Genomic DNA, 25,569 nt, shown 5'->3' with positions numbered 1-25,569 from the left:
GGGTCAGGGCGGGGCTATGTCGGTGACCATCAGCAGGAGTTCCGGCTGGGCCTCGCGGTCCCGGTCGGCGACGGCCAGGTTGACCCAGCGCCCCTTGCCAGGGACGTCCCAAGTACGCAGGTCGTCCGCCCGGGTGCCGAGCAGGACCCAGGGCTCGGCTATGTCCTCCCCTCGTGTGCTCCGCTCCATGAAGGTCACGCTCCCCCAACGTGACGCCGTTCCCCATCGCTCGTCGTATCGCTGCACCAGGGCGGCCTCATAGGCGTAGAGGTCGTCCGTGCTCGGCCACGAGCCTGTTCCTAACTCGGTGATGTAGTAGCCGGGGCCGCCCCGGGCGAACTCCGTCCTGCCGCGCTCCGGGAGAAAGGCCTCGGTGCACAGCAGGTCGGTCAGGGCGAGATCCTTCGCGAGGTCCATGTGATCCAGTATTGCCGCCGCCACTGACAATTGGCGGGGCATCAGGCGCCCGCCCGGGTCAGGCGTCCCGGCGCCGCACGCTCCACGCCCCCGCCACCAGCGCGCCCGCCGTCCACAGCGCCGTCACCGCCAGGCCCGACCACGGTCCGAGGGTGCCGTCGTACGACTGGTGCAGGGCGGTCTGGCCGGCCTTGTCGGGCAGGAAGTCCGCCACGGTGCCCGCGGCGTCGCCGATGACGAAGGACACCACGAGGATGAACGGGACGAGGACGGAGAGCGTGGCCACGCCGCTGCGGAGCACGGCGGTGAGGCCCGCCGCGAGCAGGGCCATCAGCATGAGGTAGATCCCGCAGCCCGACACCGCGCGCACCTGCTCGGCCGTGGTGAGCCCGCTCGCCGCCGAACCGAGTCCCGCGCGCCCCACGGCGAACGACGTGACCGCGGTGAGCAGCCCGACGAGCAGCGCCGGCACGGCGATCGCCGTCATCTTGGCGGCGAACCACCGCCCCCGCTGCGGCACCGAGGCGAGCGACAGCCGGAGCGCACCCCCGTGGTACTCCGACGACACGGCCAGCGCACCGAACGAGATGGCGGCGATCTGGCCGGGCAGGACGCCCGACAGCGCGGTGAACAGCGGGTCGAAGTCCGGTTCGGAACTGCCGTCGGAGCCGGCCAGCGCGGAGAACGCCGTCGTCACGGTGAACAGTGCCAGCAGTGCTCCCGGAAGGGACCTGAGGGTGCGGATCTTGAGCCACTCCGCGTGGAGCACGGGTGCGAATGCCATGGTTCAGGCCTCCTGGGGCTGTGCGGTGAACTCGGTCTCGGCGGCGGTCAGGTCGAGGTAGGCCTGCTCCAAGGTGCCTTCCTCGGCGGCGAGTTCGAGGAGGGGCACGCCGGCCTCGGACGTGAGGCGGCCGATGTCGTCCACGCGCGCGTGGCGCACCGTCCAGTGCCCGTCCCGGTGCTGGACGGCGTCGTAGCCGTGCCGGGCGAGCGCTGTCCTGAGGGCGGTGGCGTCCGGGGTGCGGACGCGGACGCGGGGTTCCACGCGCGCGTCGATGAACTCCCGCATGGGGGTGTCGGCCAGCAGGCGTCCCCGGCCGAGGACGACGAGGTGGTCGGCGAAGGACGCGGTCTCGTTCATGAGATGGCTGGAGACCAGGACCGTGCGCCCCTCCCCCGCGAGCCGGCGCAGCAACTCGCGGATCCAGACGATGCCCTCCGGGTCGAGACCGTTGGACGGCTCGTCGAGGATGACGACCTCGGGGTCGCCGAGGAGGGCCGCCGCGATGCCGAGGCGCTGGCGCATGCCCAGGGAGTACGTCCTCACCCTGCGGCGCGCCGCCGTCGCGAGCCCGGTCTGCTCCAGCACCTCGTCGACCCGGCGCCCGGGGATGCGGTTGCTCGCGGCGAGGACGCGCAGGTGGTCGCGGCCGGTGCGGGCGCCGTGCGCGGCCTGGGCCTCGAGCAACGCGCCCACGTGCCGCAGGGGTTCGCGGAGCGTGGCGTAGGGGCGGCCGCCGACGGTGGCGGTTCCGGAGGTCGGCCGGTCCAGGCCGAGCACGAGCCGCAGGGTGGTGGACTTTCCGGCGCCGTTGGGGCCGAGGAAGCCGGTGACACGGCCGGGGACGACGGTGAAGGTGAGGTCGTCCACGGCTCGCCGGGTGCCGTACTCCTTGGTGAGGGCCTGGACTTCGATGCTGGTCATGGCGGCAGCGTGCCCGCCCGGCCGGGGGCCGCTCCTCCCCCGCCGGTGGAGATCGTCTCCCCCGTGCGGGGGAGGTCCGTTGTCAGTGGTGGCTGGCACGATGGCGAAATGGTCCGCTTGCTGCGCCCGTTCGGCCGGGCGGTGACGTACACACGATGGCTGCACCTGATCATCGCCGTCGTGGGGCCGTCCATGCTCATCTTCGTCCGGGAGGAGTGGTGGATCTGGGTGGTGGCGGGCGCGGTGCTCGTCCCCGCCGGGCTGGTGCCCGCGATGCGGACCGTGGAGGGGCTCCAGGCGAGGCTGCTGCTGACCGGTCACCGCCACGACCAGGGGAGCACCGGCATCGTCGTCGCGCCGTCCGCTTCCTGGGGCGACCGGGGGCGGCTGGTCGTATGGCTGGAGGCGCGGCTGCTGCTGGGCTACGTGACGGTGACGGCGAGCGCCCAACTGGTCTTCGCCACGGTGGAGTTGGTCGCCGCGCCGTTCGGTGGTGACTTCGAGGAGGGCGGACTGTCCCTCCTCGGCGGCCACCGCTGGTGGCACGTGCTGCTCGTGCCGATGTCGCTGGCCGCCCTGGGGGCGGTCGTGGTGATCTCGGGCCGTCTCATCACCGCACTCGCCCTGCGTCTCCTCGGCCCCTCCCCCGCGGAGCGCCTCGCCGCCCTGGAGGAGCGCACCGAGCAGCTCCTGGAGCGCACCCGCATCGCCCGCGAGCTCCATGACTCCATCGGCCACGCCCTGACCGTGGCCGTCGTCCAGGCGGGTGCGGCCCGCGCGGCCGGTGATCCGGCGTTCACCGAGCGGGCCCTGGACGCCATCGAGGAGACCGGTCGGGCCGCCCTGGAGGATCTGGAGCGCGTCCTCGGCGTCCTGCGCGAGTCCGAGCGCCCGGTCAGCAGCCGCCCGACGCTCACGGACGCGGACCGGCTGCTGGAGTCCGCGCGGGCGTCGGGTGCGAAGGTCGACGCCGAGCTGACGGGGGCGTTGGACACGGTGCCCGGCCCGGTCTCGCGGGAGGGCTACCGCATCCTCCAGGAGTCGCTGACCAATGTGCTGCGTCACGCGGGCTCCGTGCCGACCCGGGTCCGCATCTCCGTCGCGGACGGCACCCTCACCCTGGAGATCCGCAATCCGCTCACCGCCGGAATACCCGGGCCCGGCAGGGGCAGCGGCCTGCGCGGCATCCGCGAGCGCGCCGCCCTGCTGGGCGGACACGCGCGCACCGGTCACGACCGGGGTGACTGGCAGGTACATGTAGAACTGCCGACGAGTTGATCTAGGCTTGTCCGATGCCGGTCACCGTTCTCCTCGTCGACGACGAACCCCTCGTACGCGCCGGTCTGCGGGCCGTGCTGGAGGCGCAGCCCGACATCGAGGTCGTCGGGGAGGCGGCCGACGGGGCGGCGGTGATACCGCTGGTGCGGCGGTTGCGGCCGGACGTGGTCGCCATGGACGTGCGGATGCCGCTGCTGGACGGGATCGAGGCCACGCGCGCGGTGCTGCGCACGGTCGACGATCCGCCGAAGATCGTCGTCGTCACGACCTTCGAGAACGACGAGTACGTGTACGAGGCGCTGCGGGCCGGCGCCGACGGCTTCCTGCTGAAGCGGGCGCGGCCGGCCGAGATCGTGCACGCGGTGCGACTGGTCGCCGAGGGCGAGTCGCTGCTGTTCCCCGCGTCGGTGCGGCAACTCGCCGCGCGGTACGGCGACGACGGCGGTAACCGTGCGGCGCGCGCGGTGCTGGAGCGCGCCCGGCTGACCGAGCGGGAGGCGGAGGTGCTGCGGCTGATGGCGCGCGGGCTGTCGAACGCGGAGATCGCCGCACGGCTGGTGGTCGGCACGGAGACGGTGAAGTCCCATGTGAGTGCGGTGCTGGCGAAGCTGGGGGCGCGTGATCGCACCCAGGCGGTGATCACGGCGTACGAGTCGGGGTTCGTGGCACCCGGGTGACCCGCCGCGCGCGGGACCGCTCGGCAAGGTCCTCGCCGCTCAGCACTCGCCGGGGCCCGCCCCGGCGAGTACGATCCGCCAAACATGCGTACGAGCTGGGAGGACGGACGTTGGGGCAGCTGACCGGCGGGGATCCCTCGCTGCTGCGAAGGATCAACTCCGCGGTGGTGCTGCACGCGCTGCGTGCCACGGACGCCGCCACGCTGACGGAGATCACCCGCGTGACCGGACTGTCCCGGCCGACCGTCGAGGGCGTCGTCGAAGGGCTCATCGAGGCGGGGTACGTCGTCGAGAAACCGGCGGACGAGAGCGTCGTCCGGCGCCAGGGCCGGCCCGCGCGGCGCTTCCGGTTCCGGGCCGAGGCGGGTCATCTGCTGGGCGTGGAGGTCGGTGCGCATCGGGTCGCCGCGCTGCTCGCCGACCTGGACGGCCGGATCCTCGGCTCCATCGCCAAGGACGTCGACGAGACGGCTCCGGCCGACGAGCGGCTCGAGCGGGTGCGTACGGCGGTCGCGGAGCTGCTGCGCCGGGCCGGTGTCGCCCGTAGCTCACTGCGGGCCGTGGGTGTCGCGACGCCGGGCATCGTCGAGGCGGACGGCACCGTTCGCCTGGGTGCCGCGCTGCCCGAGTGGACGGGGCTGCGGCTGGGCGAGCGGCTGAGCCGGTCCTTCAAGTGCCCGGTGCTGGTGGAGAACGACGCCAACGCGGCGGCGGTCGCCGAGCACTGGAAGGGTTCCGCCACCGAGTCGAACGACGTGGTGTTCGTGCTGGCGGGGCTGAGCCCGGGCGCCGGTTCGCTGATCGGCGGGCAGTTGCACCGGGGTTTCGGCGGCGCGGCCGGCGAGATCGGCGCGCTGCATCTGCTGGGCCGCGAGGCGACCCCGGAGACCCTGCTGTCCACCACGGACGAGCCGCTGCGCCCGCTCGACGAGCACGCCGTCGCCGAGGTGTTCGCGCAGGCCCGGGAGGGCGACCAGGGGGCCCGCGCGGCCGTCGACCGCTTCATCCAGCGCCTCGTCCACGACGTGGCCGCGCTCGTCCTCGCCCTGGACCCCGAGCTGGTCGTCGTCGGCGGCTGGGCGGCCGGACTGGACGGCGTGCTGGAGCCGCTGCGGCGCGAACTGGCCCGCTACTGCCTGCGCCCGCCGAGCGTCGCCCTGTCCCTGCTCGGCGAGGCGGCCGTGGCGACGGGCGCGCTGCGGCTGGCCCTGGACCATGTGGAGGAGCAGCTGTTCGCGGTGGAGGGAACCGTCACGGGCCGGCGCTGACCACCACCGCCGGGCTCCCACCCAAGGCACGCGCCCGGGTCGGGCCCCGGCCCAAAACACACGCGCCCCGGACGGGATCCGGGGCGTGGTGTGAGTCGGCCGGTGCGGCGTGGTCAGGATGCCCGGCGCTCCGGGTCCTCGTGGATCTCCACGCCGCCGGAGTCACCGAAGGTCAGCCGGCATGTGTCCGCGCGGTAGGTGGCGACGGAGAGCGCGGCGGTGCGGCCCTCGGCGATGTAGCGGGTGGTCACGACGAGCACCGGCGCCCCGGGAAGGCGGTCCAGCTCCTTCGCGTCGTCCGCGCGGGCCGAGCCCAGCTCGACGGCGCTCTCCTGGCCCTCCAGCTCCAGGCGGTGCAGCTCGCGCAGCACGGCACGCGCGCGTGCCGCTCCGGAGGGGGCGTCGATGCCGGAGAGGTCGGGCACCGACGACTGCGGGATGTAGAGGAGTTCGGCGGCGACGGGCTGGCCGTGCGTCACACGGGAGCGGCGCACGATGTGCACGGACTCGTCCCGGCCGCTCTCCAGGGCGTCGGCGACGGACGCGGGCGGCACCGCCGGTGCGCAGTCCGTGGGTTGCCAGACGTCGTCCTCGGCACCCGGCCAGGCGTGCTGCTCGGTGCCGACGGCCACGCCCACGCGCGGCGGGGCGACGGTCGTACCGACACCGCGGCGGCGCTGGAGCCGGCCTTCCAGTTCGAGCTGTTCGAGAGCCTGCCGGAGCGTCGCGCGGGCCACGCCGAAGCGGGCGGCCAGGTCGCGTTCGTTGGGCAGGATCTCGCCCACGGTGAACTCCGAGTCCAGTGCCTCACTGAGCACGGTCCTCAGATGCCAGTACTTCGGTTCCGGCACCGATTCCAGTTGCGTGGTCCCCACCCTGTCCTCCGCAATCGCCGTGGCCCGGCGGCGTTTTAGCGCCCTTGTTTATTAAAGGTTGTTGCACTTATCAGCGACCATAGGACGGCACTCACCCTTGGTCAATACCAATCGCCGGGAACGTTCACGGGACGCGCTCGCGCGGCCACGGTCGCGGCGCGGCGGCGCGGGCTACACCGTGGCCAGCGACCTCAGCTTGTCGGGGTTGCGGACGATGTAGACGGCCTGGATCCGTCCGTCCAGGACGTCCAGCTGGAAGACGCTGTCGGGCTTGTCGCCGGAGCGGATCAGCAGCGCGGGGCCGCCGTTGACCTCCAGGAAGTGGAAGGACACGTCGGGGACGTCGCCCTTGCGTGCGGCGCCGACGAGGAAGCGGCCCACCTTGTCGGCCGTCTCCAGGACCCGCAGCGGAGCCTTCGCCTTGCCGCCGCTGTCGCCGACGAGCCGGACGTCGGGGGCGAGCAGGGACATGAGCCCCTCCAGGTCGCCCCCGGCGGCCGCGGCCAGGAAGCGCTCGGTGAGATCGCGTCGCTGGACGGGGTCGACCTCGTAGCGCGGGCGCCGCTCGTCGACGTGCTTGCGGGCCCGGCCGGCCAGTTGCCGCACCGCCGCCTCGCCGCGCTCCAGCATGGCGGCGATCTCGGCGTACGGGTAGCCGAAGGCCTCCCTGAGGACGAACACCGCCCGCTCCAGGGGTGACAGCGACTCCAGGACGACGAGGACGGCGAGCGAGACGGAGTCGGCGAGGACGGCGCGCTCGGCGGTGTCCTGGACGGTGTCGCCGAAGTCGGTGACATAGGGCTCCGGCAGCCAGGGGCCGATGTACGTCTCGCCCCGCGCCTTGACCTGGCGCAGCCGGTCGATGGCGAGTCGGGTGGTGACGCGCACCAGGTAGGCGCGCGGTTCGCGGACCTCCGACCGGTCCGCGCCGGACCAGCGCAGCCAGGCCTCCTGCACCACGTCCTCCGCGTCGGCCACGCGCCCGAGCATGCGGTACGCGACCCCCAGCAGGACGGGGCGGTGCTCTTCGAAGACATCGGTCTCGGTTTCGGTGGTCACCGCACCATCCCAGCCGACGTGTGCGGCCCTGTCCAGGCGAAATCGGCGGGACGGAGAGGTCTCGCCCTCGGGTCTACCCGTCGGTAGCAATTGCTGACAAGGTGTCTACACAATGCCGGTCCATGACCCCGACGAGGAGCAGCATGTCCGCCACCGTCTCCTTCAAAGTCCCCACTCCGTACGGCCCGCAAAGCATGACGGTCTCCTACGCGCGCGTGGGCACCGGCGAACCGCTGCTCCTGCTGCACGGCATAGGCCACCACCGTCAGGTGTGGGACCCGGTCACACCCGTCCTGGCCGCCGAGCGCGAGGTGATCGCCGTGGATCTGCCCGGATGCGGCCGGTCCCCGGCGCTGCCGGACGGGCTGGCGCACGACCTGCCGACGATGAGCGTGGTGCTCGCCGCCCTGTGCGAGGCGCTGGAGCTGGAGCGGCCGCATGTGGCGGGCAACTCGCTGGGCGGGCTGCTGGCTCTGGATCTCGGCCGGGCGAACCGTGCGCGATCCGTCACCGCCCTGTCGCCGGCCGGGTTCTGGTCGCCGCTGGAGCGGCAGTACGCCTTCACCGTCCTGACCGGGATGCGGCGGACCGCCGAGCGGATGCCGCTCCCCCTCGTCGAGTGGCTGTCCCGCTCGGCGGCCGGCCGCGCCGGTCTGACCAGCACCATCTACGCCCGCCCGGGCCGCCGTTCGCCCGAGTCCGTGGTCGCCGAGACGGTCGGGCTGGCCCGCGCGCAGGGTTTCTTCGAGACCCTCCGGTCGGGCCGGGAGGTGCGGTTCACCGACGATGTGCCGGGGATTCCGGTGACGGTGGCCTGGGGCAGCAAGGACCGGCTCCTGGTGCCCCGCCAGGGGGTCCGGGCGAAGCGGATCATCCCGCGGGCCCGGCTGGTGCGGCTGCCCGGCTGCGGCCATGTGCCGATGAGCGACGATCCGGCGCTGGTCGCCCGGGTGCTGCTCGACGGCAGCCGCTGAGCGCGCCGTACGGTCACTCGGCCAGCGCTTCGAGGACCACCTTGAGGACGGTCGGGTTGTAGGGCATGGCGGCGTGCGCGGTGTGGTCGTCGGGGGCGAGGTCCTGGAGGAGGACGTTCCTGACGTGGCGGCCCTCGGTCTCGGCGAGCGCGCACGAGGTGTACGGGGTGACCACGTCGTCGTAGCGGGTGGCGATGACCGTGTGCCGGACGCCCTCCGTGGTCTCGCCCAGTTCGGCGAGTTCGCGCTGGAAGGGGTGGTCGTGCTGGAGCTGGGGCCAGGCCGGGACGACGGTGCCCACGGCGCCCTGCTCGACCAGTTCCTTGGCGCCCGGGATCTGACGGGCGAGGTTCATCAGGCCCTGGGCGGTGACACCGTGGTTGCTGGGGGCGATGCCCACGAAGTTGTGCACCTTGGGGCCGCCGCCCAGGGCGTTGAGGTAGTAGCGCGGCATCATGCCGCCCTGCGAGAAGCCGACGAGGTCCACCTGCTCGGCGCCGGTGCGCTGCAGGACCTCGTCGACGAACTCGCCGAGTTGCCGGGCCGACGTCCTGATGTCGCCGAGCCCGAAGAGCACCGGGTGCAGGTGCCGGCCGTAGTCGAGGCGGAAGACGCGGTGGCCGCTGCGCCGCAGCAGCGGGGTGGCCTCGGTCCAGGTGTAGCCGCGGTTGCCGAAGGTGCCGTGCACCAGCACCACCGGGCGTGGATGTTCCTCGGTCAGGGGCAGGTCCCAGTCGTCCTCCCCCGCCTCCACGTCGACGGTGGCGACGACTCCGGCGACGGCGGCCTGTCCGAGGCCGGCCGCGCGGTGCGGTGCCTCGGTGAGGTCCGTGGCGATGTCGTCCGTGTTGATGCCGGGGATGTGAGGATGCGGGAGACTCACGGCGATCCGCCTTTCCTGCGGGCAACCTTCCTTCGTCCGCCCGGTCTTACGGCCCCGGCGCGGCGATCCCTGACCCGGGCCGGCCGGCCAGTCGGGGCACCAGGCGGGCGGTCCCGGCGCGCAACAGCCTGACGTACCAACCCCACTTCGCCGGACGCGCGACCCGCCCGGTCAGCGCGCGCTCGGCGCAGTCCAGGCTGTGCCGGAAGGCCGCGTCGTGCATGGGCCGGAAGAACAGCAGCCAGCCCAGCCAGCGCACCCCGTGCGGGCGCAGGACGAGGGTGTTGCGCAGGACGGTGTGCTCCTGGTCCAGCGGTTCGACGCTGAACTCGTGGAATCCGTCGAAGCCGCGCGGTCCGTTGAACCGGAAGCGCACCCAGTGGCCCGGCACGTAGTGGCTCACCACATAGCGCACCGGGCCGTGCCCGCCGGACACCCCCACGGCCAGCGGCCCGTCGAAGCGCACCGGCGGCCAGTCGGGCGGCCAGAGCCGGTCGTCCGCGCCGCCCAGACGGTCGATGAGGGCGCCGACGGACTTCTGGGGTGCGGGCAGGACACGTTCGTGGACGTTCAGCACAGCGATCACCGCTACTGGCTGCCCGGCCCCGCGCACCCGGGAACTCCCTCGAAAGGGGAACCCAAGGGCACGCCCGGCGCACTTGGGCCGCCCCGCACTCCGGTTCAGTCGTCCATGAGCCGCAGCAGCGGCCCCGTCATGGCGGTGGTGGCGAGCGCCATGACCACCAGCATGGCGAACAGCGCGGGCGAGAGCAGTCCGGCCGCGAGTCCCGTGTTGAGGATGATCAGTTCGGTCAGGCCCCGGCAGTTCATCATCGCGCCGAGCTGGGCCGACTGCCGCCACGAGAAGCGCAGCAGGCGCGCGGGCACCACCGTGCCGACGAACTTCGCCACCGCCGCGGCGGCCAGGACGGCCAGGCAGACGAGCCAGCCGGTCGCCCCGGGCACCGCGCCGAGACGGGTGCTGAGGCCCACGGCCATGAAGAACGACGGCAGCAGCATCCAGTTGGTGAGTCCCTCCACGCGCCAGGCGACCTGCTCCACCGCCTGGGTGCGCGGCATGGCGAGGCCGGCCGCCACCGCCCCGAACAGCGCGTGCACCCCGATCTGTTCGGTGGCCAGGGCGCACAGCAGGACGGTCACCAGGACGATGGACGCCGTGCGGGCCGCGGCCATCGGGCCGTCGGGGCGCCGCGGTGCGAGCAGACGCCGCAGCAGCGGGCGGAGCACGCGCCACACGACGAGGCCGAAGAGCACGACCCAGCCGACGGTGACGGCCACCGCCGCCGGCGACCCGCCGCTCGCGATGGCCAGGACCAGCGCCAGCAGGCACCAGGCGGTGACGTCGGCGACGCTCGCCGAGGCCATCGCGAGGGTGCCGAGCCGGGTGGTGAGCCGGCCCTCGTCGGATAGCAGCCGGGCCAGCACGGGTACGGCCGTGACGCTCAGGCTCAGCCCCATGAAGAGCACGAACGGCACCGCGCCCACACCGTCGGGCCGGTAGGCGTCCGGGAGGGCCAGGGCGACCAGCACACCGGTCAGAAAAGGGATGGCGATGCCGGAATGGCCGATAAGTGTCGATGCGGACAGTCCGTCACGTCGCAGCGCGCTCAGTGACAGCTCGCGTCCCACGGTGAACATGAAGAGGGTGACGCCCAGTTGGCCCAGCGTGGTGAGGAACGGGAACACCTCGGGCGGGAGGAGCCATCGCTGGGCGTCGGGCGACAGCGCGCCCAGCACGGAGGGGCCGAGCAGCAGGGCGATGGCGATCTCCCCCACCACACGGGGCTGTCCTACCTTGCGGGCCAGGGCGCCGGCCCATGCGGCGCAGGCGGTCACCAGGGCCAGGGCGCCGAGGATCCGGTACAGGGGCACGGTCGTGGAGTCGGCGGGTGCCTGCCCGGAGGGGCCCGCGTAGCCGACCGAGGCGAGGATCAGCGCCGTGGCGCCGACGGGTATCCCGACGAACGCGCCGTAGCCGAGGAGTACCCGGCGCGGGGCGGGGGCGGCTGCGGGTTCGGAGAGCTCGGGCGTACTGGCCTTCACGGGCGGCTCCTTGACGAGCGCGATGGCGCCTGGTCGGTGCCGTGATCTCTGCCCGTGCTCACCGGATTCGCGCGCTGCCGTATCGACGTTCGAGGGTGCGAGGGCGAAGACCGGCCAAGGTCCGGACGGTGGCCGGACGGGGGCAGGGGGAAGCCGGACCCGAGCGTAAAGAGAAGAGACAGGCGCAACCGGCACGTCGCATATGCGAGAGGAGCACTCATGGCCGCCAAGCCGCACGGCGTGCGAGGCCCTGGTCCCCACGAGGTCGGCGGGGGTGGTGCGGAGCCGGAGGCATGGCGGGTGCTGCTCGCCGAGCCGGCCGTGGCGGAACTGCTCGGGGACCGGCTGGTGGCTGCGGCGCTGCGGGAACTGCCCCGGCTGGTGCCGCCGCGCACGGCGGTGCACTCGCTGCGCACGTTCCTGTTGGCCGACGCGTTCGCGCGCGGCCACGGCATCGACTACGACCGGCCGGGGCTGTTCGTCGCGGCGGCGTTCCACGACACCGGGCTGGCGTCGGGCGGCGCACGGGTGCGGGGCGGATTCCCCGGCCGTTCGGCCGCGTCGCTCGACCGCTTCCTGGCCGGGCACGGTGTGGCCGAGGCGCGGTGCGCGCCGCTGACCCGGGCGGTGCGTGAACACATGCGGCCCTGGCCCACCCGGCACGCGGGCCCGGAGGCACGGCTGCTGCACTTCGGGGCCTGGCTGGACGTCACCGGACGCGGTGGCAGCCGACTGCCGGGCGAGCGGCGGCGGTTGGCCACGCTCGCGCCCACTCCCTGGTTCGCCCTGTCGTTCTCCGCCCGGGTGGCGGCCTGCGGGCTGCGCCGGGCACTGCCGGGCCCGACGGCCTGACGGCCGCCGGACACCGGCTCGGCACAGCGCTCTACTCGTCGCGAAAGGACGAAGACGTGCAAGACGACCAGCGTGTTTTCGATGTCGCCATCGTCGGGGGCGGCATCGGCGGGACGATGCTGGCGGCGATCCTCGCCCGCCACGGCGTGCGGGTGCTGCTTCTGGAGGGAAGCGGCCACCCCAGATTCGCCATCGGAGAGTCCACCGTCCCCGAGACCACCTTCGGCCTGCGGGTCCTGGCCCGCCGCTACGACGTCCCGGAGATCGAGCACCTGGCGACCAACGGGGCGCTGCGCCGCCATGTGTCGTCGAACTGCGGCGTCAAGCGCAACTTCAGCTTCGTCTACCACCGCGAGGGAGAGCCCACCCGCGCCGAGGAGTGCACCCAGTACCCCACCTGGGGGCCGCCGCTGGGACCCGACTCGCACTATCTGCGGCAGGACGTCGACGCGTACATGTTCCATGTCGCCGTCTCCTACGGCGCCACCGCGCACACCCACACCGTCGTGGACGACGTGAAGTTCGACGAGGACGGGGTCACGCTCGTCACCCGGGAGAAGGGCACCTTCCAGGCGTCGTACGTCGTCGACGCCGGCGGTATGCGGGCGCTGCTGCCCGAGCGGCTGGGGCTGCGGCAGGAGCCGCCGTACCGCACGCGCTCGCGCACCGTCTTCACGCACATGGTGAACGTGCGCCCCTTCGACACCGTCGCGCCCCCGCGCGAACAGCACGGCATGCCCAGCCCGTTCAGCCAGGGCACGCTGCACCATCTCTTCGAGGGCGGCTGGTTCTGGGTCATCCCGTTCGACAACCACTCCTCGAGCACCAGCGAACTGTGCAGCGTCGGCGTCAATCTCGACCTGGACCGCTATCCGCGTCCCGAGGGGGTCACCGCTCAGGAGGAGTTCTGGCGCCATGTGCGGCGGTTCCCCAGTGTGGCCCGGCAGTTCGAGGGGGCTCGGGCGGTACGGCCGTATGTGTCGACCGACCGGACGCAGTTCTCCTCGCGGACCGTGGTCGGCGACCGGTGGTGCCTGCTGCCGCACGCCAGCGATTTCATCGACCCGCTGTTCTCCAGCGGGCTGGCGGTCACCGTGATGGCGCTCAACGCGCTCGGCCACCGGCTGATCGGCGCGGTGCGCGAGGACGATTTCGACTCCGCGCGGTTCGCGTATCTGGAGAACTGGATCAAGCGGATGTTCCGCTTCTACGACGACCTGGTGTCGTGCAGTTATCTGTCGTTCGACGACTTCGAGTTGTGGAACGCCTGGAACCGGGTGTGGACCATCACGACCCTCTACGGCACGAACGCGCAGAACCAGGCGGCCGTGGCATTCGAGAAGACGCGTGATCCGGCCTGTTTCGACGCGTTGGAGAAGGCTCCTTACCGGGGTCTTCAAGGGGTCGACAATCCCTGGGTGGGCCAGCTCTTCGAGCAGGCGCGGGACGCCGTACTGGCCTATGGCGCGGGGGATCTGACGAGGGAGCAGACCGTCGAGCGGGTCTACGCCCTGCTGCGGGAGAGCGAGTTGTGCCCGGCCGTGTGGGGCACGCTCGACCCCGAGGACCGCTGCCCGTCCGGGGTGTTCACCCTGTGGCCGCTGATGCGGATCCTGCTGTGGGGCAAGTTCCGCTCGCCCCGGCACGTCAGGGGCATGTACTTCACGGGGGGCGCGCGGCTCGTGGGCAAGGAGGCGGTGCAAGCCCTCACCACCGATGCGCGGCGCGGTGGCTCACTGGTGCGGCAGACCGCACGGGACATGTGGGTCAACTGGAACCGCGACTGGGCCCGGCGGGAGATTCCCGCCCGAAAATAGGAACGGCAGCACCCGGAAAATTCATTTCTGCACATTCCGGGATACGGGCCCACGGTTTGCCGCCCCGACACCTCGGGTAGGAAAAAATTGTGGCCCACATATCTGAATTGGGCCGCCATTCCCCCTGCTCGATCGAGAGACTACGGGCTGCACTCCATATGGCGCGACATTCTACCTGCCCCTCGCCCGCCCAATGCTCCTGGGACGACATATCCCAGCACCGGGACCGCCTCATGCGGCTGGTCCGACGCCGACTCCCGAGCCTCCAGGACGCCGAGGACTGCGTGCAGGAAACGATGGCCCGGGCGGCCGCGCACTCCGCCCTGGACGGCAGCAGGCTGGGGCCCTTCCTCACCTCCGTGGCACTGCGCCTGTGCACGGACTTCTACCGTGACCTGGAACGACGCAGACGCCTGTTAGAACGGACGGCCTTCCTGGACGCCTCCGGGACGACCGAGGAGGACGTCTGTGACGAGGACTTCGGCAAATGGCTGCTCGACCAGGTCCAGCAGCTGCGCGGACGGGAGCAGGAAGTGATACTCGCCCGGGCCAAGGGAATTTCCACGGCGGAATTCGCGCGCATACACAATATCTCCCTCAAGGCGGCCGAGGCCGCTTTCACCAGAGGGCGAGCACGCCTCAGAACGGCCTGTGTGAAGGCCATGGAAGACGCCCCGGGATAACCGAAACCGAAGGGAAATCCGCTCATGTCCAACAAGAACATGCAGGACATTCTCAAGGACCTCATGGGCAATATGGCCGACAGCGGAAAGGAGGCGTTCGACGATATCCTCAACCGCCCCGAGAAGTCGTCGTCGGCCACCGGCTCCGTCGAGGCCCTGGCCGGGCTGCCGGCGAACGCCCTGGCGGCCCTCTCCGGCGCCGCCAACCCGGCCGCGCTGCTCGCGGGGGCGGCGAATCCGCTGGCGGCGGTCACAGGGGCGGCGGGCAATCCGCTGGCCGCGCTGACCGGGGCCGCCGGAGCGGCGGGCGCCGCCAACCCGCTCGCCGCGCTGACCGGGGCCGCGGGCGCTGCGGGGGCGGCCAATCCCCTCGCCGCTCTCACCGGAGGCGGCGCCAACCCGTTGGCCGCGGTGGGCGGTGCGGCGAACGCCTTCGCCGGGCTCGGACAACTCGCGGGGGGCGTCGGCCAGTTGGCGGGCGGCGTCGGACACGCCGCCGAGGGCGTGGGCGACGTGCTCTCGCTGCCGGCTCAGCTCACCCAGCTCCTCGAACTGATCCCGCAGCTCATCCAGGCGCTGCAGGCCCAGGCCGGCAAGGCCACCTCGGCCTGACGGGCGGTGGGCCCGACGCACTCGGGCCGACCGGAACACGGTTACGGTGACCGGCCGGCACGGGCGACCGCCCGCCGGTCACCGACCCGGTCCTCGCGACCCGCTCGACCCGCTCTACCTGAGGAGATCACTCACGATGGCGTCCGTCGTCGGGGATCGGCTGCGGCTGGTGGTCAAGGTGCTCGGAAGCCTCGTCGTCGACGAGGTCGGACAGTCCACGCGGCTGCGCAGACGTACGAGAGGGGACCAGGAGGACGGCGCCGGTGCCGAGGAACGGCGGGCCAAGGCCGTGCGGCACGCGCTGGAGAGCCTCGGCCCCTTCTATGTGAAGCTCGGTCAGATTCTGTCGACCCGGCCCGACATGGTGCCGCAGTCGATCCGGGACGAGCTGCAGAACCTGCACGACGAGGTCGACGTCCAGCCGTTCCCGGTCTTCGAGTCGGTGCTGGCCCAGGACCTCGGCCCCGACTGGAAGCTGCGGTTCGACGACATCGACACCGTCGCCCCGCTCGGCGCCGCCTCGCTCGCCCAGGTGTACCGGGTGACGCTGCCCGGCGGCCGGCCGGCCGTGGTCAAGATCCAGCGGCCCGGCATCCGCGAGGGCGTGTTCGCCGACATGGCCCTGATGCGCCGCGCGTCCCGGATCGTGGCCCGTGTCGCGCCCCGCTTCAACGAGGTCATCGACATCGAGGCGATGCTCGGCTCCGTCTTCGACGCGATGGAGCCGGAGCTGGACTTCACCGGCGAGGCCCGCAACATGGACGAGGCCCGGCAGTACGTCCGTCCCTTCCGCACGCTGGAGGTGCCCAGGGTGCTGCACGCGAGCCCCCGGGTCCTGGTGCAGTCGCTGGCCCCGGGGGCGTCGGTACGGCACATCGACCGCGGCCACTTCACGGACGACGAGCGCATCGAGATCGGCCGGGACCTGCTGCGCTTCATGTACCACGGGTACTTCGTGCACCGCGTCTTCCACGCCGACCCGCACGCGGGCAACGTCTTCGCGGCGCCCGGCGGACCCGCGACGCTGATCGACTGGGGCATGGTCGGCCGTCTGGACCGCCGTACCAGTCTCCAACTCCTGCCGCTGTTCATGACGCTGGCGCAGAACGACGGCGCCGGGCTCGCGCACCACTGGGCCGAGATGGGCCGGGTGACGTCCTGGTCCAACATGCCCGCGTTCGCCGCCGACATGGCGGCGTTCGTGCCCAAGGTCTCCCATCTGTCCCTGGAGGACCTGAACTTCGGGGTCTCCCTGACCACCGTCCTCGCGAAGGCGACCAAGCGGGGCATCGGCTCACCGCCGGCGGTCTCGCTGCTCGGCAAGTCCTTCGCCAACCTCGACGGCTCGGTGCGCTGCCTCGCCCCCGAGATCACGCTGCCGGAGGTGTTCCAGGGCGAGGTGCCGAAGATCCTCTTCGCGCTGGGCCGCGAGTTCCTCGGGCGCCACCAGTTCGCCCGCAACTCCATGGAGCTGCTGCTCGCCGCCGTCACCAGCCCCGAGCAGCTGCGCGGGGTGCTCGGCGACATCGCCAACCGCCAGTTCGCGTTGCAGGTCCACGAGCCGCGCACCACCGCCGCGATGGGCGGCCAACGCCCCACCCGCCCGTCCGGCGGCCTTCTCGCCCTGGGCGCGATGGCCTACCTGCTCGCCCGCCGCCGCTCCCGCTGACCGGCCGCCCCGCCCCATTCGCCATGCCCATACGGAGGTTCGCCATGCCCGAGACCACCCGCTCCCAGACCCCGTCCGCGCCGGGCGGCACGCTGCCCGACGAGGCCGCACCGCCGTACGGCCTCTCGCGTGTCGCGCTCTGGACGGCCGCCGCGCACGCCGCCGAGTGCGGCCGGGACGCGCCGTATGTGCTCGATCCCTGGGCGGCGGACTTCCTGCACGCGGCCCGGTTCGGCGACGGGCCGCCCGGCGACGGCCCGCTGCAGCGGCTGCTGCCCGACTGGGCCGTGGTGCGCACCCGCTTCTTCGACGAGCACCTGCTGACCGCGTCCCGGTCGGGCTGCCGCCAGGTGGTGCTGCTCGGGGCCGGCCTCGACACCCGGGCCTTCCGGCTGCGCTGGCCGACCGGGGTGCACGTCTTCGAGGTCGACGCCCCCGACGTACTGGACTTCAAGGACCTTGTGCTGGACTGGAACCCGCCCACCTGCGGGCGGCGCAGCACGGTGGCCGCCCATCCGGCCGGGTCCTGGGCCGAGGACCTGCTCGCGGCGGGCTTCGATCCGCGCCGGCCCACGGCGTGGCTGGGCGAGACGCTGCTGTACCACCTCGAGCCCGGGACGGTGGAGTCGATCGTCGGCACGATGGCGGAACTCTCCGCGCCCGGCAGCATGTTCGGCGCCGAGTGCGTGAACAGCGAGTCCGCGTCCTCGGCGTTCGTGGCGCCCTTCCTACAGGCCCTGTCCGCCACCGGCATCGCCTGGCACTGGCAGCTCGCCGACCCCGAGTCCTGGTGGACGGAGCACGGCTGGGAGGCCCGCGTCGCCGACCTCTTCACACTGCCGTACGTCGTCCAGCGGCTCTCCCCGTATCTGCCGCTGCTCACCGAGGCCGCGGCGAAGTGCGTGTTCCTGACGACCGGCACGCTGAAGAAGTAGTGCGGCACGACGCAGGAGCCCCGGGCCTCATCGGCGGCCGGGGCTCCTCTTCGTCCCTCGATACGGCGGGTTACGCGCGCTCCAGTTCCAGCAGTGCCGCCAGCCACAGGTCGGGGAGTTCGTCGGCGCTGGCCAGCGTCTCGTCGTGCACGACCGTGAGGCAGGCGGCGTCGTGCTGGCTCGTCAGCGTCGTCAGGAAGCGGATCCCGGCCGCCAGGCCGGAGAACACGGCGGCGCTTCGGGAGGCGGCGCCCTGATGGACCAGGGCGGCACCGAAGTTCACGCTGCTCGCCGGTCCGGCGACGACGTCGCCGTTGACCATCCGCGTGCCCAGGCGGGCGCCGAGGGCCCGTGGCGTGGCCGACAGCAGCAGGCGGACGGCGTCCCGGCGCCGGCTCGCGCGCAGGTGGCTCGTGGCCGCGACGACCCGGGCGAAGGCGACGCGCGGTGACGGCTCGTCGCAGGGCAGCAGGAGCCGGGCGGTGACCATGCGGTTGCCGGGGGCGCACTCCTCGCCCGGCCCGCGCACCGACATGGGTACGGCGACCGGCAGCGGCGGATGCGGCGTTCCGGTCGCCTTCATGTGCCAGGTGTGGACGGCGTGGGACAGGGCGGTGAGATAGACGTCGTTGACCGTGCCGCCGTGCACACGGCCGATGGCCCGCAGCCTGGCCAGGGGGGTGAGCGTCCGGCACAGCGTGATGCGGCCACTGCTCGCGCCGTCGATGGCCGGCTTGGGGGTGGGCGCGCGGAAGCCGCCCACGGCGTCGCCGAGCGCGCCGACGAGGCCTCGGGCGGTCGGCCGGGCGGCGCGGTACGCGGCGGGACCGCCCTCGGGGTGGTCGGCGAGGAGGGCCCGAGCGGTGTGGGCGGCGCCGACGCCGTCCTGGACGGTGTGGTCGGAGCGGTAGCAGAGGCTGTAGCCGCCGGTGGGTCCGTGCACCAGCCACACGTCCCACCGCGGCCGACTGTCGGGGTTCACGGGCAGGGTCAGCATCAGCCGTCCGGCCTCCGCGTCGTCGGCGTCCTCGGGCAGCCACACCTCGTGCACATGCTGCTCCACGGCGATCCGGTCGACGCGCCGGAAGCCGGGGCGGTCCGGCGCGATGCGGTAGCGCAACGCCGGGATCCGGTGGGCTCGTTCGGCCACACGCGCGCGTACCGCGTCCAGGCTCGGCGCCCGACCGCCGAAGGCGAACACGAAGACGACCGGCAACGGTCTGCCGTGCGTGGCCAGGCGGTAGGCGAGATCCGCCATACCCATCCGAAGCACCGGCGGCAGACAGCCGTCGGTACCGAGGGGGCGTCGGGTCATGGGGCAACCTCCGTGTTGGTGGGGCGGCCGGTGGGGTCCGGGGGGTGGGCCGTGTCGGTGGGACGGGGGTGGGCCGTGTCGGTGGGACGGATGGTGGGATCGGACGGTGGACCGCGCCGATCGGACGGGCAGTGAGGTCCAAGCAGCGGACCACGCCGATCGGACCGGCAGCGAGGTCCAGGCAGCGCACCACGCCGATCCGACCGGCAACGACGCCCACACAGCGCACCACGCCGATCCGACCGGCAACGACGCCCACACAGCGCACCGCACCGATCGGACGGGCTGGTAGGGCGGGCTGGTGGGCCGGGTGGGTGCGGTGGGCTGGTGGACCGGGTGCCGAGACCGATCCGGTGGGGCCGGGCGGTGAGCCGCGCAGGCGGGAGACCGGTGGGCGCTGTGGCGCTGGAGCCGGTCGGGGGCAGGCCATGGCGGTGGACGGGTCGTCAACAGGCCCCCCGCGTCGCCCGGCCCAGCGCGTCCAGATAGGTCCGCAGCAAGGGCCGGGCGGGGCCGTGTACGGGCATGCGTGGGGCGGTCGGGCGGTGCCAGGGCAGGGGCCCGCCGGGTTCGGGGTCGTCCAGGAGGGTCGCGGCGACGTGGGTGCCGTGGGCGACCGACAGCGCCAGGCCGTGCCCGCAGCAGCCGCCGATGTACCAGACGCGGGGCAGGCCGCGGACCGGGCCGACCACCGGCAGTCCGTCGCCGGTCATGCCGATGCGGCCGGACCAGCGGTGGGTGACCGGCACATGGGCGAGCTCCGGATGCAGGGACCGTACCCAGCGGGCCAGCCACGCCCAGGCCCGCTCCCGCGCGGCGCGCAGCCGTGGGGCCCCGAGCCCGGTCGGGAGGGTGACCGTGCCGCCGCCGGCGACCAGTCCGCCGTCGGGAAGCGGCCGGAAGTACGGGCCCATCGGCAGGACGTCGACCAGCGCGTACCCCTCGTGCCCGCCCAGCGCCTCGTACGCCTCGTCGCTCACGGGCGCGGTGGCGAGGCCGTACACCTCCAGCGGCAGGACCGTGCCGACCGGCAGCCCCAGTGACCGCGCGGCGGAGTTGACGGCCAGCACCGCCTGCCCGGCCCGCAGCCGGCCGTGCGGGAAGAGCAGCTCGGAGCCGGCCCGCTCCCCCGCGCGGATCGCCAGCAGTGGACTGTGCCCGTGGAACCGCACGCCCCTGGCGGCGCAGGCGCGGGCCAGGGCTCCGGTCAGGGCGGCCGGGTCGAGGGTGGCGGCGGTGCGGTGCAGCAGCCCGGCGGTGTACGGCACGCCCACGCGCGCGCGTACCTGGGCGCCGGACAGCTCCGGCACGTCCAGGCCGAGCGCGCGATAGGCGAGGGACTGTCGCTCGAGCGACGCCAGGCCGGCCGGTGCGCGCGTCGCCATGATCTGCGCACCGGGCCGCAGCCCGCACGGCACGTCGAGCCGCCGGCACAGGTCGAGGACCGCCGTCACCGCCCGTACGCTCGCCAGATGCATCCGGCGTGCGGCCCAGGGCCCATGGCGGCGTACGGCCCGGTCGATCGCGGGACCGGCCCGCGGGCCCAGCAGACCGGTGCCCCGGCCGCTGGCTCCGGCGGCCGGGCCCTCGGCGTCGATCACCACGATGTCGCGGCCGGGGGCGCGCTCGGCCAGGCGGTAGGCGCAGGCGAGGCCGGCGAGACCGGCCCCGACCACCGCCACGTCCGCCGTGACCGTGCCGTGCAGCGGGGGCTGTGCGGGCAGTTCGGGCAGGCTCCAGGCCGGGATTCCGTCCGCCGACGGCGTCATCCGCCGCCCTCCGGCACGAGTTCGCGCAGCGAGCGGAACCGGCGTTCGTGCCACAGCAGCGGGCGCCCGCCGCCCACGTGGACGGCGGCGACCTGCCCGACGACGAGGTGATGGTCGCCGTAGCCCCGTATGTCCGCCACCAGGCACACCGACCAGGCCAGCGCCCCCGCGATCACCGGGACGCCGAGGACCTGCCGGGTGTCGGTGCCGGCGAACCGCTGGGCGGCGGGGGTCGTCGGGCTCGCGAACCGGCCGGCCAGGTCGTGCTGCTCCTCGCGCAGCAGGTGGATCGCGAAGGCGCCCCGGGCGCGGACGGCGGCGAGGGTGCGGGAGCCGTCGCGCAGACAGGCCAGGAGCAGCGGTGGCCGGGCCGACAGCGAGGTCACGGCGGAGACGGTCATGCCGAGCGGTCCGTCCTCGCCCCTCGCCGTCACGACGCTCACACCGGCGGCCAGTTTGGCGTAGAGGCCGAGACAGCGGGCGGCGCCGGGGCCGGGCTCGTCGTGGAGGGGGTCGTCGTACGGGGCGGGGTCAGCCGTGAGCGGGCGCGGCGCACTCATCGGTCACCTCCGCGCCCACCAGCCCCGCCACGATCCGGGCGATGTTGGTCCGCAGCGTGGACTCGGCGACGGGGTCGAGGATCTCGGCGAGGGTCGGGATGCCGAGGTCGAAGGAGGCGGTGAAGACGATGAGCGTGCCGTCGTCGCGCGGTTCGCAGCGCCAGCTCCCCTCGAAGGTCTGGAAGTCGCCGCCGAGCTGCTCGAAGGTGAGGGTGAGCGTGTCCGGCGCGAACGTGTCGCGTTCCCGCCACCGCATCAGCCCGCCCCGGAACGACACGGTCCAGTCCGACACCACCGAACCGTCGGGCAGCGTGTCCACGCTCACCTCGCGTACGGTGTCGGTGAGTTCGGGGTAGCGGCGGAAGTCGGTGATGCGGTGGTAGACGGCGGCCGGTTCCAGGCCGTCGGCGATCGCGTGCAGGACCACATGACGCATGGGTCGATCGGTTCCTTTCCGGGATTCCGTCCGGTGCTGTGGGGGGCAACCGGTCAATGAGGTCAACCGGCCATATGCGCGGCCGTTACGTGCAGAGCCTCGGCGAGTGTGCTGAAGAACAGATCGAGCGCGGTGTCCTCGACCACGGCGGGCGGGGTCAGGCGCAGCACGCGGGTCGAGTTGAGGGAGTGGTTGACGAGGACGCCGCGGGCGATGAGCTCCAGCAGGAGTTCGCCGACCGCGCGCTCCTCGGTGAACTCGATCCCGACCAGCAGCCCGCGCCCGCGCACGTCCTGGACGAGGATCTCCCGGTACGGCGCGCAGGTCTCCCGCACCCCGGCGAGGATGCGCGCGCCGAGCCCGGCCGCCCGGGCCACGGTGTCCTCGCGCTCCATGGTCCGCACGGCGGCGAGGGCGGCGGCGCAGGCGATCGGGGAGGCGCCGAAGGTGGAGGTGTGCAGATAGGGGTCCCGGCTGAAGGGGGCGTACGCCTCCGCCGTGGCGACCATCGCGGCGACCGGTACGACGCCACCGCTGAGGCCCTTGCCGACCAGCAGCATGTCCGGACGGACGCCCTCCGCGTCCACGCCCCACCAGGTGCCCAGCCGGCCCAGCCCGGTCTGGATCTCGTCCACGACGAGCAGCGCGCCGAACTCCCGGCACAGCGCGGTGACCTCGGTGAGGTAGCCGGGTTCCGGGATGTGTACGCCGCCCTCGCCCTGCACCGGTTCGACGATGACGCAGGCCCGGTCGCGGCGGGCGGCCAGCGCCTGCTTGAGGTCGGCGGCGTCACCGTAGGCGACCTGGGTGGTGTCGGGCAGCAGGGGCTGGAAGGGCGCCTGGTAGGTGGTGTTGGCGGTGACGCTGAGGGCGCCGAGCGTCTTTCCGTGGAAGCCCTTGCGGGTCGTGACGATCGCGTTGCGGCCGTGTGCGCGGGCCAGTTTGAGGGCGGCTTCCGTGGCCTCGGCGCCGGAGTTGACGAAGTGGACGAAGTCCAGTCCGGGCGGGGTGTGGGCGGCCAGCGCCTGCGCGGCGCGCGCGGCGACCGGTTCCAGGAAGACCCGGCTGGCCAGCGGGTGGAGGTCGATCTGCCGGTGCACCGCCGCGACGACCGCCGGGTGCCGGTGGCCGAGGATGAAGACGCCGTACCCGCCGAAGTCGAGGAGCCTGCGGCCGTCGTCGGTGTGGATCCAGGGCCCTTCGGAGCGCACCTCGGCCATGCCGCCGAGCACCCGGCCCATGACGGCCCGGCCGGAGCCGATGTGGCGCAGGTAGAGGTCGAGGGTGTCGGTGGGGGTGGTGGTCTCGTGGGCGGGTGCGGCGGCGGCCGGTACCGGTACGGGGACGTCCGCGGTGTCCGGGGAGATCGTCACGAGGCCACCTCCGTCCGGGCCGTCCTGGCGTGCGCGGCGCGGTGGCGGGTGAGGAGGGCGGGGCGGTCGTCGGCCCAGCTCTCCAGGTTGCGTACGAGCGCGGCGCGGATGTCGGCGTGGCTGAGGCGGGCGCCGCAGTGCGGTTGCCCGAGGGAGGTGTCGAAGGGCAGCTCGCGTTGGAAGACCAGCAGCAGTTCGGCGTAGTGCTGGAACCTGCGGCGGGTGGACTCGGGCAGTGCGGTGCCCTCCAGCATGGGCAGCAGCAGCCGGTGCACCGCCTCGACGGGGATGAGCCGGGGCCGGTGCGGTGTGGGCAGGCCGCAGCGGACGGCGAACTCCGCACAGGTGTCGGCGAGCTCGCGGAACCGCAGCGCCTCCTTGCCCGCGGTGAGCCAGAACTCGCCACTGCTCACCCCGCCGCGCACGAGGTCGCCGATGGCCCGGCTGACGTAGTCCTGCGGGACCATGTCGACGCGGGCGTCGGGGGCGCCCGGCAGCACCGGCACCTGTCCCAGGACCATCGAGCCGATGGTCTTGGTCAGCCCCTGCACGCCGGCGATCCGGCCGGACGTGGAGTCGCCCATCACGACGGACGGGCGCACGATCGCGCCGGGCAGGTCGGACTCGCGGACCAGTTGTTCGGCTCTGGTCTTGGAGGCGAGATAGGCGGCGGCGCCCGGGAAGCGGCGCGCGTCCTCCTCGCTGGGCACGCTGGCCACGAAAGCGGTGCTCACCAGGTACAGCGGGGCGTCCGCGCGGGCCGCCAGGTCGAGAGTGGTCTCGGTGCCGAGGGTGTTCGTGCGCAGGATGTCGGCGGGCGCCATCCGCCAGTTGGTCTCGGCGGCGGAGTGCAGCACGACGTCCACCTCGAGGGCGAGTTCGTGCCAGGCGCGCGGGGTCAGGCCGAGGCGGGGGGCGAGGAGGTCGCCCTGCAGCTCACGCACCCGGGGGTCGTCCAGGGGGCGGTTGCGGCGCAGGCAGAGCAGGTCGAAGTCGGCGCACAGTTCGTCGATCAGGGCCCGTCCGAGGACGCCGGTCCCTCCGGTGAGCAGCAGGGTCGGACGGTCGTGCGGGGTGTTCTTCGGCGTGGGCAGGGCGGTGGGACGCGGGAGGTGTGGCGGCATGGGTGTGCTCCCCCAACTGGTCTCGGCCGGCACAGGGCGGTGGGTGGCTGCGCCGGTCACGCGATGGCGAGCGGACGGTCGGCCAGGTAGTCGGCGAAGGGGCCGGTCATCCTGGCCCGGGACGGCGGGTGCAGGGACAGTCCGTTGGCGCAGGCCGCGAGGTGGCCGACCTCGTCGGACGTCATGAAGCTGAGCCCGCCGAGCAGTTCGACGGCGCGCGGGACGACCCGGGCCACGGCGTCCTGGACGCCGTAGCGGACGTACAGCGCCTGGGCGAGCGCGGACTCGCCGAGGTCGCCGTCGTCGACACGGCGGGCGAGGCCTTCGGCGGCGGCCGCGGCGGCCTCGGTCTCGACGAAGAGCCGTACCCGCTCGTGCTCGGGGATCCGGTCGTTGAGCAGGACCCGTTCGACGAGGGCGGAGGCGGCGCCGAGGTAGCTGCCCGTCATCAGCAGCTGGAACCAGATCAGTCCGGCCGTCTGGAGTTCGTCTATGCCCCCTTGGGCGGTGGCCGCGGTGCGCAGCAGCAGTTCCGGCGGTACGACGACGTCGGTGAGCGTGACCTGCTCGCTCTCCGCCCCGGCCAGGAAGGTGCTGGACCAGAAGCCGCTGACGCTGACGCCCTCGCTCTCGGCGGGGACCAGCGCGACGGCCAGTTCGTCGCCGTGGCCGTCCTCGCGGGGCACGAGGACGCTGGCGGTGAGCACGTCCATGGAGCGGGCCAGGCTGCACGGGCGCTTGACGCCGCTGATGCGTACGCCGTCCTCGGTGACCTCGGCGGTCATGGTCGGCTCCAGGATGCCGGCGCCGCGGCGCCCTTCGGCGAAGCCGGAGGCGATGATGCGGTTGCTCGCCGCCACGCCCTCGATGAGCAGCCACTCCATTCCCTCGCCCTGGTCGCCCAGGCCGACGAGCGTGGCCATCGAGAAGTGGTGCATGGTGGTCGCCACGGCCAGCGACGGAGAGCGGCTGCCGATGGCCCGCTGCACGCGCAGCGCGTCCAACGCGGTGGCTCCGCGGCCCTGATGGGCCTCCGGAACGAGCAGCCCCGGCCCGCCGCTGTCCCGGAAGAACCGGATCCCGGGGCTGTCCGGCCGCTCCAGATCCATCAGCGGCGTCTCGCGCAGGGCGGGGTCCAGGTCGGGCAGGAGCTTGGCCAGGGTGGTGCGTTCACGCTCGAGGAATCTCATGCCGGTGCGGTCCTCCGGGGGTGGGGGGTGG

The 25,569-nt window shown here is 73.1% G+C and carries 26 protein-coding genes; 11 read left to right on the top strand and 15 right to left on the bottom strand.

What is annotated here, in order from left to right:
• Positions 1-3: 3 nt before the first annotated feature.
• The 3 genes from IM697_RS16715 to IM697_RS16705 are packed head-to-tail and all read right to left on the bottom strand — an operon-like array spanning position 4 to position 2,125.
• A complete protein-coding gene (locus IM697_RS16715; protein WP_194048479.1) occupies positions 4-417 on the bottom strand; it encodes a hypothetical protein in 414 nt (137 codons plus the stop codon).
• A gap of 58 nt (positions 418-475) precedes the next feature.
• Entirely contained in the window at positions 476-1,201 is a 726-nt protein-coding gene (locus IM697_RS16710) for an ABC transporter permease (RefSeq protein WP_194048478.1), read from the bottom strand.
• A gap of 3 nt (positions 1,202-1,204) precedes the next feature.
• Entirely contained in the window at positions 1,205-2,125 is a 921-nt protein-coding gene (locus IM697_RS16705) for an ABC transporter ATP-binding protein (RefSeq protein ID WP_194048477.1), read from the bottom strand.
• A gap of 108 nt (positions 2,126-2,233) precedes the next feature.
• Here IM697_RS16705 and IM697_RS16700 point away from each other — a divergent pair, with 108 nt between their 5' ends.
• The 3 genes from IM697_RS16700 (at position 2,234) to IM697_RS16690 (ending at position 5,348) form a co-directional block, all read left to right on the top strand.
• Positions 2,234-3,403: a sensor histidine kinase gene (locus IM697_RS16700; protein ID WP_194048476.1), complete on the top strand. Its 1,170-nt coding sequence runs from the start codon at positions 2,234-2,236 to the stop codon at positions 3,401-3,403.
• A 14-nt stretch (positions 3,404-3,417) separates the two neighbouring features.
• Positions 3,418-4,080, top strand: coding sequence for a response regulator (locus IM697_RS16695; protein WP_194048475.1), 663 nt, complete (start codon positions 3,418-3,420; stop codon positions 4,078-4,080).
• A gap of 110 nt (positions 4,081-4,190) precedes the next feature.
• Positions 4,191-5,348 (top strand): ROK family transcriptional regulator, encoded by a 1,158-nt coding sequence (locus tag IM697_RS16690; RefSeq protein WP_194048474.1) that lies wholly within the window; start codon positions 4,191-4,193, stop codon positions 5,346-5,348.
• A gap of 113 nt (positions 5,349-5,461) precedes the next feature.
• Here the strand turns inward: IM697_RS16690 and IM697_RS16685 are convergent, their stop codons facing one another.
• Positions 5,462-6,223, bottom strand: a complete 762-nt coding sequence (locus IM697_RS16685) for a GntR family transcriptional regulator (protein ID WP_194048473.1) — start codon at positions 6,221-6,223, stop codon at positions 5,462-5,464.
• 171 nt (positions 6,224-6,394) lie between these two features.
• Positions 6,395-7,282: an RNA polymerase sigma-70 factor gene (locus IM697_RS16680; protein WP_194048472.1), complete on the bottom strand. Its 888-nt coding sequence runs from the start codon at positions 7,280-7,282 to the stop codon at positions 6,395-6,397.
• A gap of 143 nt (positions 7,283-7,425) precedes the next feature.
• Between IM697_RS16680 and IM697_RS16675 the strand changes: the two genes are divergently transcribed.
• Positions 7,426-8,256, top strand: a complete 831-nt coding sequence (locus IM697_RS16675; protein ID WP_194049739.1) for an alpha/beta fold hydrolase — start codon at positions 7,426-7,428, stop codon at positions 8,254-8,256.
• 13 nt (positions 8,257-8,269) lie between these two features.
• Here the strand turns inward: IM697_RS16675 and IM697_RS16670 are convergent, their stop codons facing one another.
• From IM697_RS16670 to IM697_RS16660, 3 genes are all read right to left on the bottom strand, one after another.
• Positions 8,270-9,139: an esterase/lipase family protein gene (locus IM697_RS16670; protein ID WP_194048471.1), complete on the bottom strand. Its 870-nt coding sequence runs from the start codon at positions 9,137-9,139 to the stop codon at positions 8,270-8,272.
• Between the two features lie 46 nt (positions 9,140-9,185).
• Complete coding sequence (locus IM697_RS16665; RefSeq protein ID WP_194049740.1) at positions 9,186-9,722, bottom strand: SRPBCC family protein; 537 nt, start codon at positions 9,720-9,722, stop codon at positions 9,186-9,188.
• Between the two features lie 98 nt (positions 9,723-9,820).
• Positions 9,821-11,203 carry a cation:proton antiporter gene (locus IM697_RS16660; RefSeq protein WP_194048470.1) on the bottom strand — a complete coding sequence of 461 codons (1,383 nt, stop codon included), beginning with the start codon at positions 11,201-11,203 and terminating at the stop codon, positions 9,821-9,823.
• A gap of 219 nt (positions 11,204-11,422) precedes the next feature.
• Here IM697_RS16660 and IM697_RS16655 point away from each other — a divergent pair, with 219 nt between their 5' ends.
• The 6 genes from IM697_RS16655 (at position 11,423) to IM697_RS16630 (ending at position 17,771) form a co-directional block, all read left to right on the top strand.
• Entirely contained in the window at positions 11,423-12,055 is a 633-nt protein-coding gene (locus IM697_RS16655) for a hypothetical protein (RefSeq protein WP_228044702.1), read from the top strand.
• 56 nt (positions 12,056-12,111) lie between these two features.
• The gene (locus IM697_RS16650; RefSeq protein WP_194048469.1) at positions 12,112-13,872 is read left to right on the top strand and encodes an NAD(P)/FAD-dependent oxidoreductase; all 1,761 of its coding nucleotides are present in this window, start codon (positions 12,112-12,114) and stop codon (positions 13,870-13,872) included.
• A 233-nt stretch (positions 13,873-14,105) separates the two neighbouring features.
• Positions 14,106-14,555 carry an RNA polymerase sigma factor gene (locus IM697_RS16645; protein ID WP_265582720.1) on the top strand — a complete coding sequence of 150 codons (450 nt, stop codon included), beginning with the start codon at positions 14,106-14,108 and terminating at the stop codon, positions 14,553-14,555.
• 24 nt (positions 14,556-14,579) lie between these two features.
• The gene (locus IM697_RS16640; protein WP_194048467.1) at positions 14,580-15,167 is read left to right on the top strand and encodes a hypothetical protein; all 588 of its coding nucleotides are present in this window, start codon (positions 14,580-14,582) and stop codon (positions 15,165-15,167) included.
• A 136-nt stretch (positions 15,168-15,303) separates the two neighbouring features.
• A complete protein-coding gene (locus IM697_RS16635; RefSeq protein WP_194048466.1) occupies positions 15,304-16,836 on the top strand; it encodes an ABC1 kinase family protein in 1,533 nt (510 codons plus the stop codon).
• Between the two features lie 44 nt (positions 16,837-16,880).
• Positions 16,881-17,771 (top strand): SAM-dependent methyltransferase, encoded by an 891-nt coding sequence (locus IM697_RS16630; RefSeq protein ID WP_194048465.1) that lies wholly within the window; start codon positions 16,881-16,883, stop codon positions 17,769-17,771.
• Positions 17,772-17,841: 70 nt separating this feature from the next.
• Here the strand turns inward: IM697_RS16630 and IM697_RS16625 are convergent, their stop codons facing one another.
• Positions 17,842-19,086, bottom strand: a complete 1,245-nt coding sequence (locus tag IM697_RS16625; protein ID WP_194048464.1) for a wax ester/triacylglycerol synthase domain-containing protein — start codon at positions 19,084-19,086, stop codon at positions 17,842-17,844.
• A 106-nt stretch (positions 19,087-19,192) separates the two neighbouring features.
• On the opposite strand from IM697_RS16625, the gene IM697_RS16620 reads away from it, so the two are divergent.
• Positions 19,193-19,378 carry a hypothetical protein gene (locus IM697_RS16620; protein ID WP_194048463.1) on the top strand — a complete coding sequence of 62 codons (186 nt, stop codon included), beginning with the start codon at positions 19,193-19,195 and terminating at the stop codon, positions 19,376-19,378.
• Positions 19,379-19,532: 154 nt separating this feature from the next.
• Here the strand turns inward: IM697_RS16620 and IM697_RS16615 are convergent, their stop codons facing one another.
• The 6 genes from IM697_RS16615 to IM697_RS16590 all read right to left on the bottom strand — a co-directional run bounded on the left by IM697_RS16615 (position 19,533) and on the right by IM697_RS16590 (position 25,538).
• Positions 19,533-20,855: an NAD(P)/FAD-dependent oxidoreductase gene (locus IM697_RS16615; RefSeq protein WP_194048462.1), complete on the bottom strand. Its 1,323-nt coding sequence runs from the start codon at positions 20,853-20,855 to the stop codon at positions 19,533-19,535.
• Positions 20,852-21,415 carry a flavin reductase family protein gene (locus tag IM697_RS16610; protein WP_194048461.1) on the bottom strand — a complete coding sequence of 188 codons (564 nt, stop codon included), beginning with the start codon at positions 21,413-21,415 and terminating at the stop codon, positions 20,852-20,854. Before IM697_RS16610 ends, IM697_RS16615 begins: the two co-directional genes overlap by 4 nt.
• The gene (locus IM697_RS16605; RefSeq protein ID WP_194048460.1) at positions 21,387-21,851 is read right to left on the bottom strand and encodes a type II toxin-antitoxin system RatA family toxin; all 465 of its coding nucleotides are present in this window, start codon (positions 21,849-21,851) and stop codon (positions 21,387-21,389) included. Before IM697_RS16605 ends, IM697_RS16610 begins: the two co-directional genes overlap by 29 nt.
• A 62-nt stretch (positions 21,852-21,913) precedes the next feature.
• The gene (locus tag IM697_RS16600; protein ID WP_407699631.1) at positions 21,914-23,224 is read right to left on the bottom strand and encodes an aspartate aminotransferase family protein; all 1,311 of its coding nucleotides are present in this window, start codon (positions 23,222-23,224) and stop codon (positions 21,914-21,916) included.
• Complete coding sequence (locus tag IM697_RS16595; protein WP_194048459.1) at positions 23,221-24,348, bottom strand: SDR family oxidoreductase; 1,128 nt, start codon at positions 24,346-24,348, stop codon at positions 23,221-23,223. Before IM697_RS16595 ends, IM697_RS16600 begins: the two co-directional genes overlap by 4 nt.
• 56 nt (positions 24,349-24,404) lie before the next feature.
• On the bottom strand, positions 24,405-25,538 hold the full coding sequence (locus IM697_RS16590) for an acyl-CoA dehydrogenase family protein (RefSeq protein ID WP_194048458.1): 1,134 nt from the start codon (positions 25,536-25,538) through the stop codon (positions 24,405-24,407).
• Positions 25,539-25,569: the final 31 nt, after the last annotated feature.

The organism is Streptomyces ferrugineus, from assembly GCF_015160855.1.
In the GTDB taxonomy this organism is placed as follows: domain Bacteria; phylum Actinomycetota; class Actinomycetes; order Streptomycetales; family Streptomycetaceae; genus Streptomyces; species Streptomyces ferrugineus.
The sequence above is the reverse complement of the archived record's forward strand: the minus strand, read 5'-3'. Positions and strand labels throughout refer to the sequence as shown.

Coding starts and splice junctions, on each gene's coding strand:
- IM697_RS16610 (WP_194048461.1), bottom strand. CDS start 21,415: ATGAGTGCGCCGCGCCCGCTCACGGCTGACCCCGCCCCGTACGACGAC.
- IM697_RS16640 (WP_194048467.1), top strand. CDS start 14,580: ATGTCCAACAAGAACATGCAGGACATTCTCAAGGACCTCATGGGCAAT.
- IM697_RS16595 (WP_194048459.1), bottom strand. CDS start 24,348: ATGCCGCCACACCTCCCGCGTCCCACCGCCCTGCCCACGCCGAAGAAC.
- IM697_RS16605 (WP_194048460.1), bottom strand. CDS start 21,851: ATGCGTCATGTGGTCCTGCACGCGATCGCCGACGGCCTGGAACCGGCC.
- IM697_RS16710 (WP_194048478.1), bottom strand. CDS start 1,201: ATGGCATTCGCACCCGTGCTCCACGCGGAGTGGCTCAAGATCCGCACC.
- IM697_RS16615 (WP_194048462.1), bottom strand. CDS start 20,855: ATGACGCCGTCGGCGGACGGAATCCCGGCCTGGAGCCTGCCCGAACTG.
- IM697_RS16715 (WP_194048479.1), bottom strand. CDS start 417: ATGGACCTCGCGAAGGATCTCGCCCTGACCGACCTGCTGTGCACCGAG.
- IM697_RS16635 (WP_194048466.1), top strand. CDS start 15,304: ATGGCGTCCGTCGTCGGGGATCGGCTGCGGCTGGTGGTCAAGGTGCTC.
- IM697_RS16700 (WP_194048476.1), top strand. CDS start 2,234: ATGGTCCGCTTGCTGCGCCCGTTCGGCCGGGCGGTGACGTACACACGA.
- IM697_RS16675 (WP_194049739.1), top strand. CDS start 7,426: ATGTCCGCCACCGTCTCCTTCAAAGTCCCCACTCCGTACGGCCCGCAA.
- IM697_RS16655 (WP_228044702.1), top strand. CDS start 11,423: ATGGCCGCCAAGCCGCACGGCGTGCGAGGCCCTGGTCCCCACGAGGTC.
- IM697_RS16705 (WP_194048477.1), bottom strand. CDS start 2,125: ATGACCAGCATCGAAGTCCAGGCCCTCACCAAGGAGTACGGCACCCGG.
- IM697_RS16625 (WP_194048464.1), bottom strand. CDS start 19,086: ATGACCCGACGCCCCCTCGGTACCGACGGCTGTCTGCCGCCGGTGCTT.
- IM697_RS16630 (WP_194048465.1), top strand. CDS start 16,881: ATGCCCGAGACCACCCGCTCCCAGACCCCGTCCGCGCCGGGCGGCACG.
- IM697_RS16590 (WP_194048458.1), bottom strand. CDS start 25,538: ATGAGATTCCTCGAGCGTGAACGCACCACCCTGGCCAAGCTCCTGCCC.
- IM697_RS16645 (WP_265582720.1), top strand. CDS start 14,106: ATGCGGCTGGTCCGACGCCGACTCCCGAGCCTCCAGGACGCCGAGGAC.
- IM697_RS16695 (WP_194048475.1), top strand. CDS start 3,418: ATGCCGGTCACCGTTCTCCTCGTCGACGACGAACCCCTCGTACGCGCC.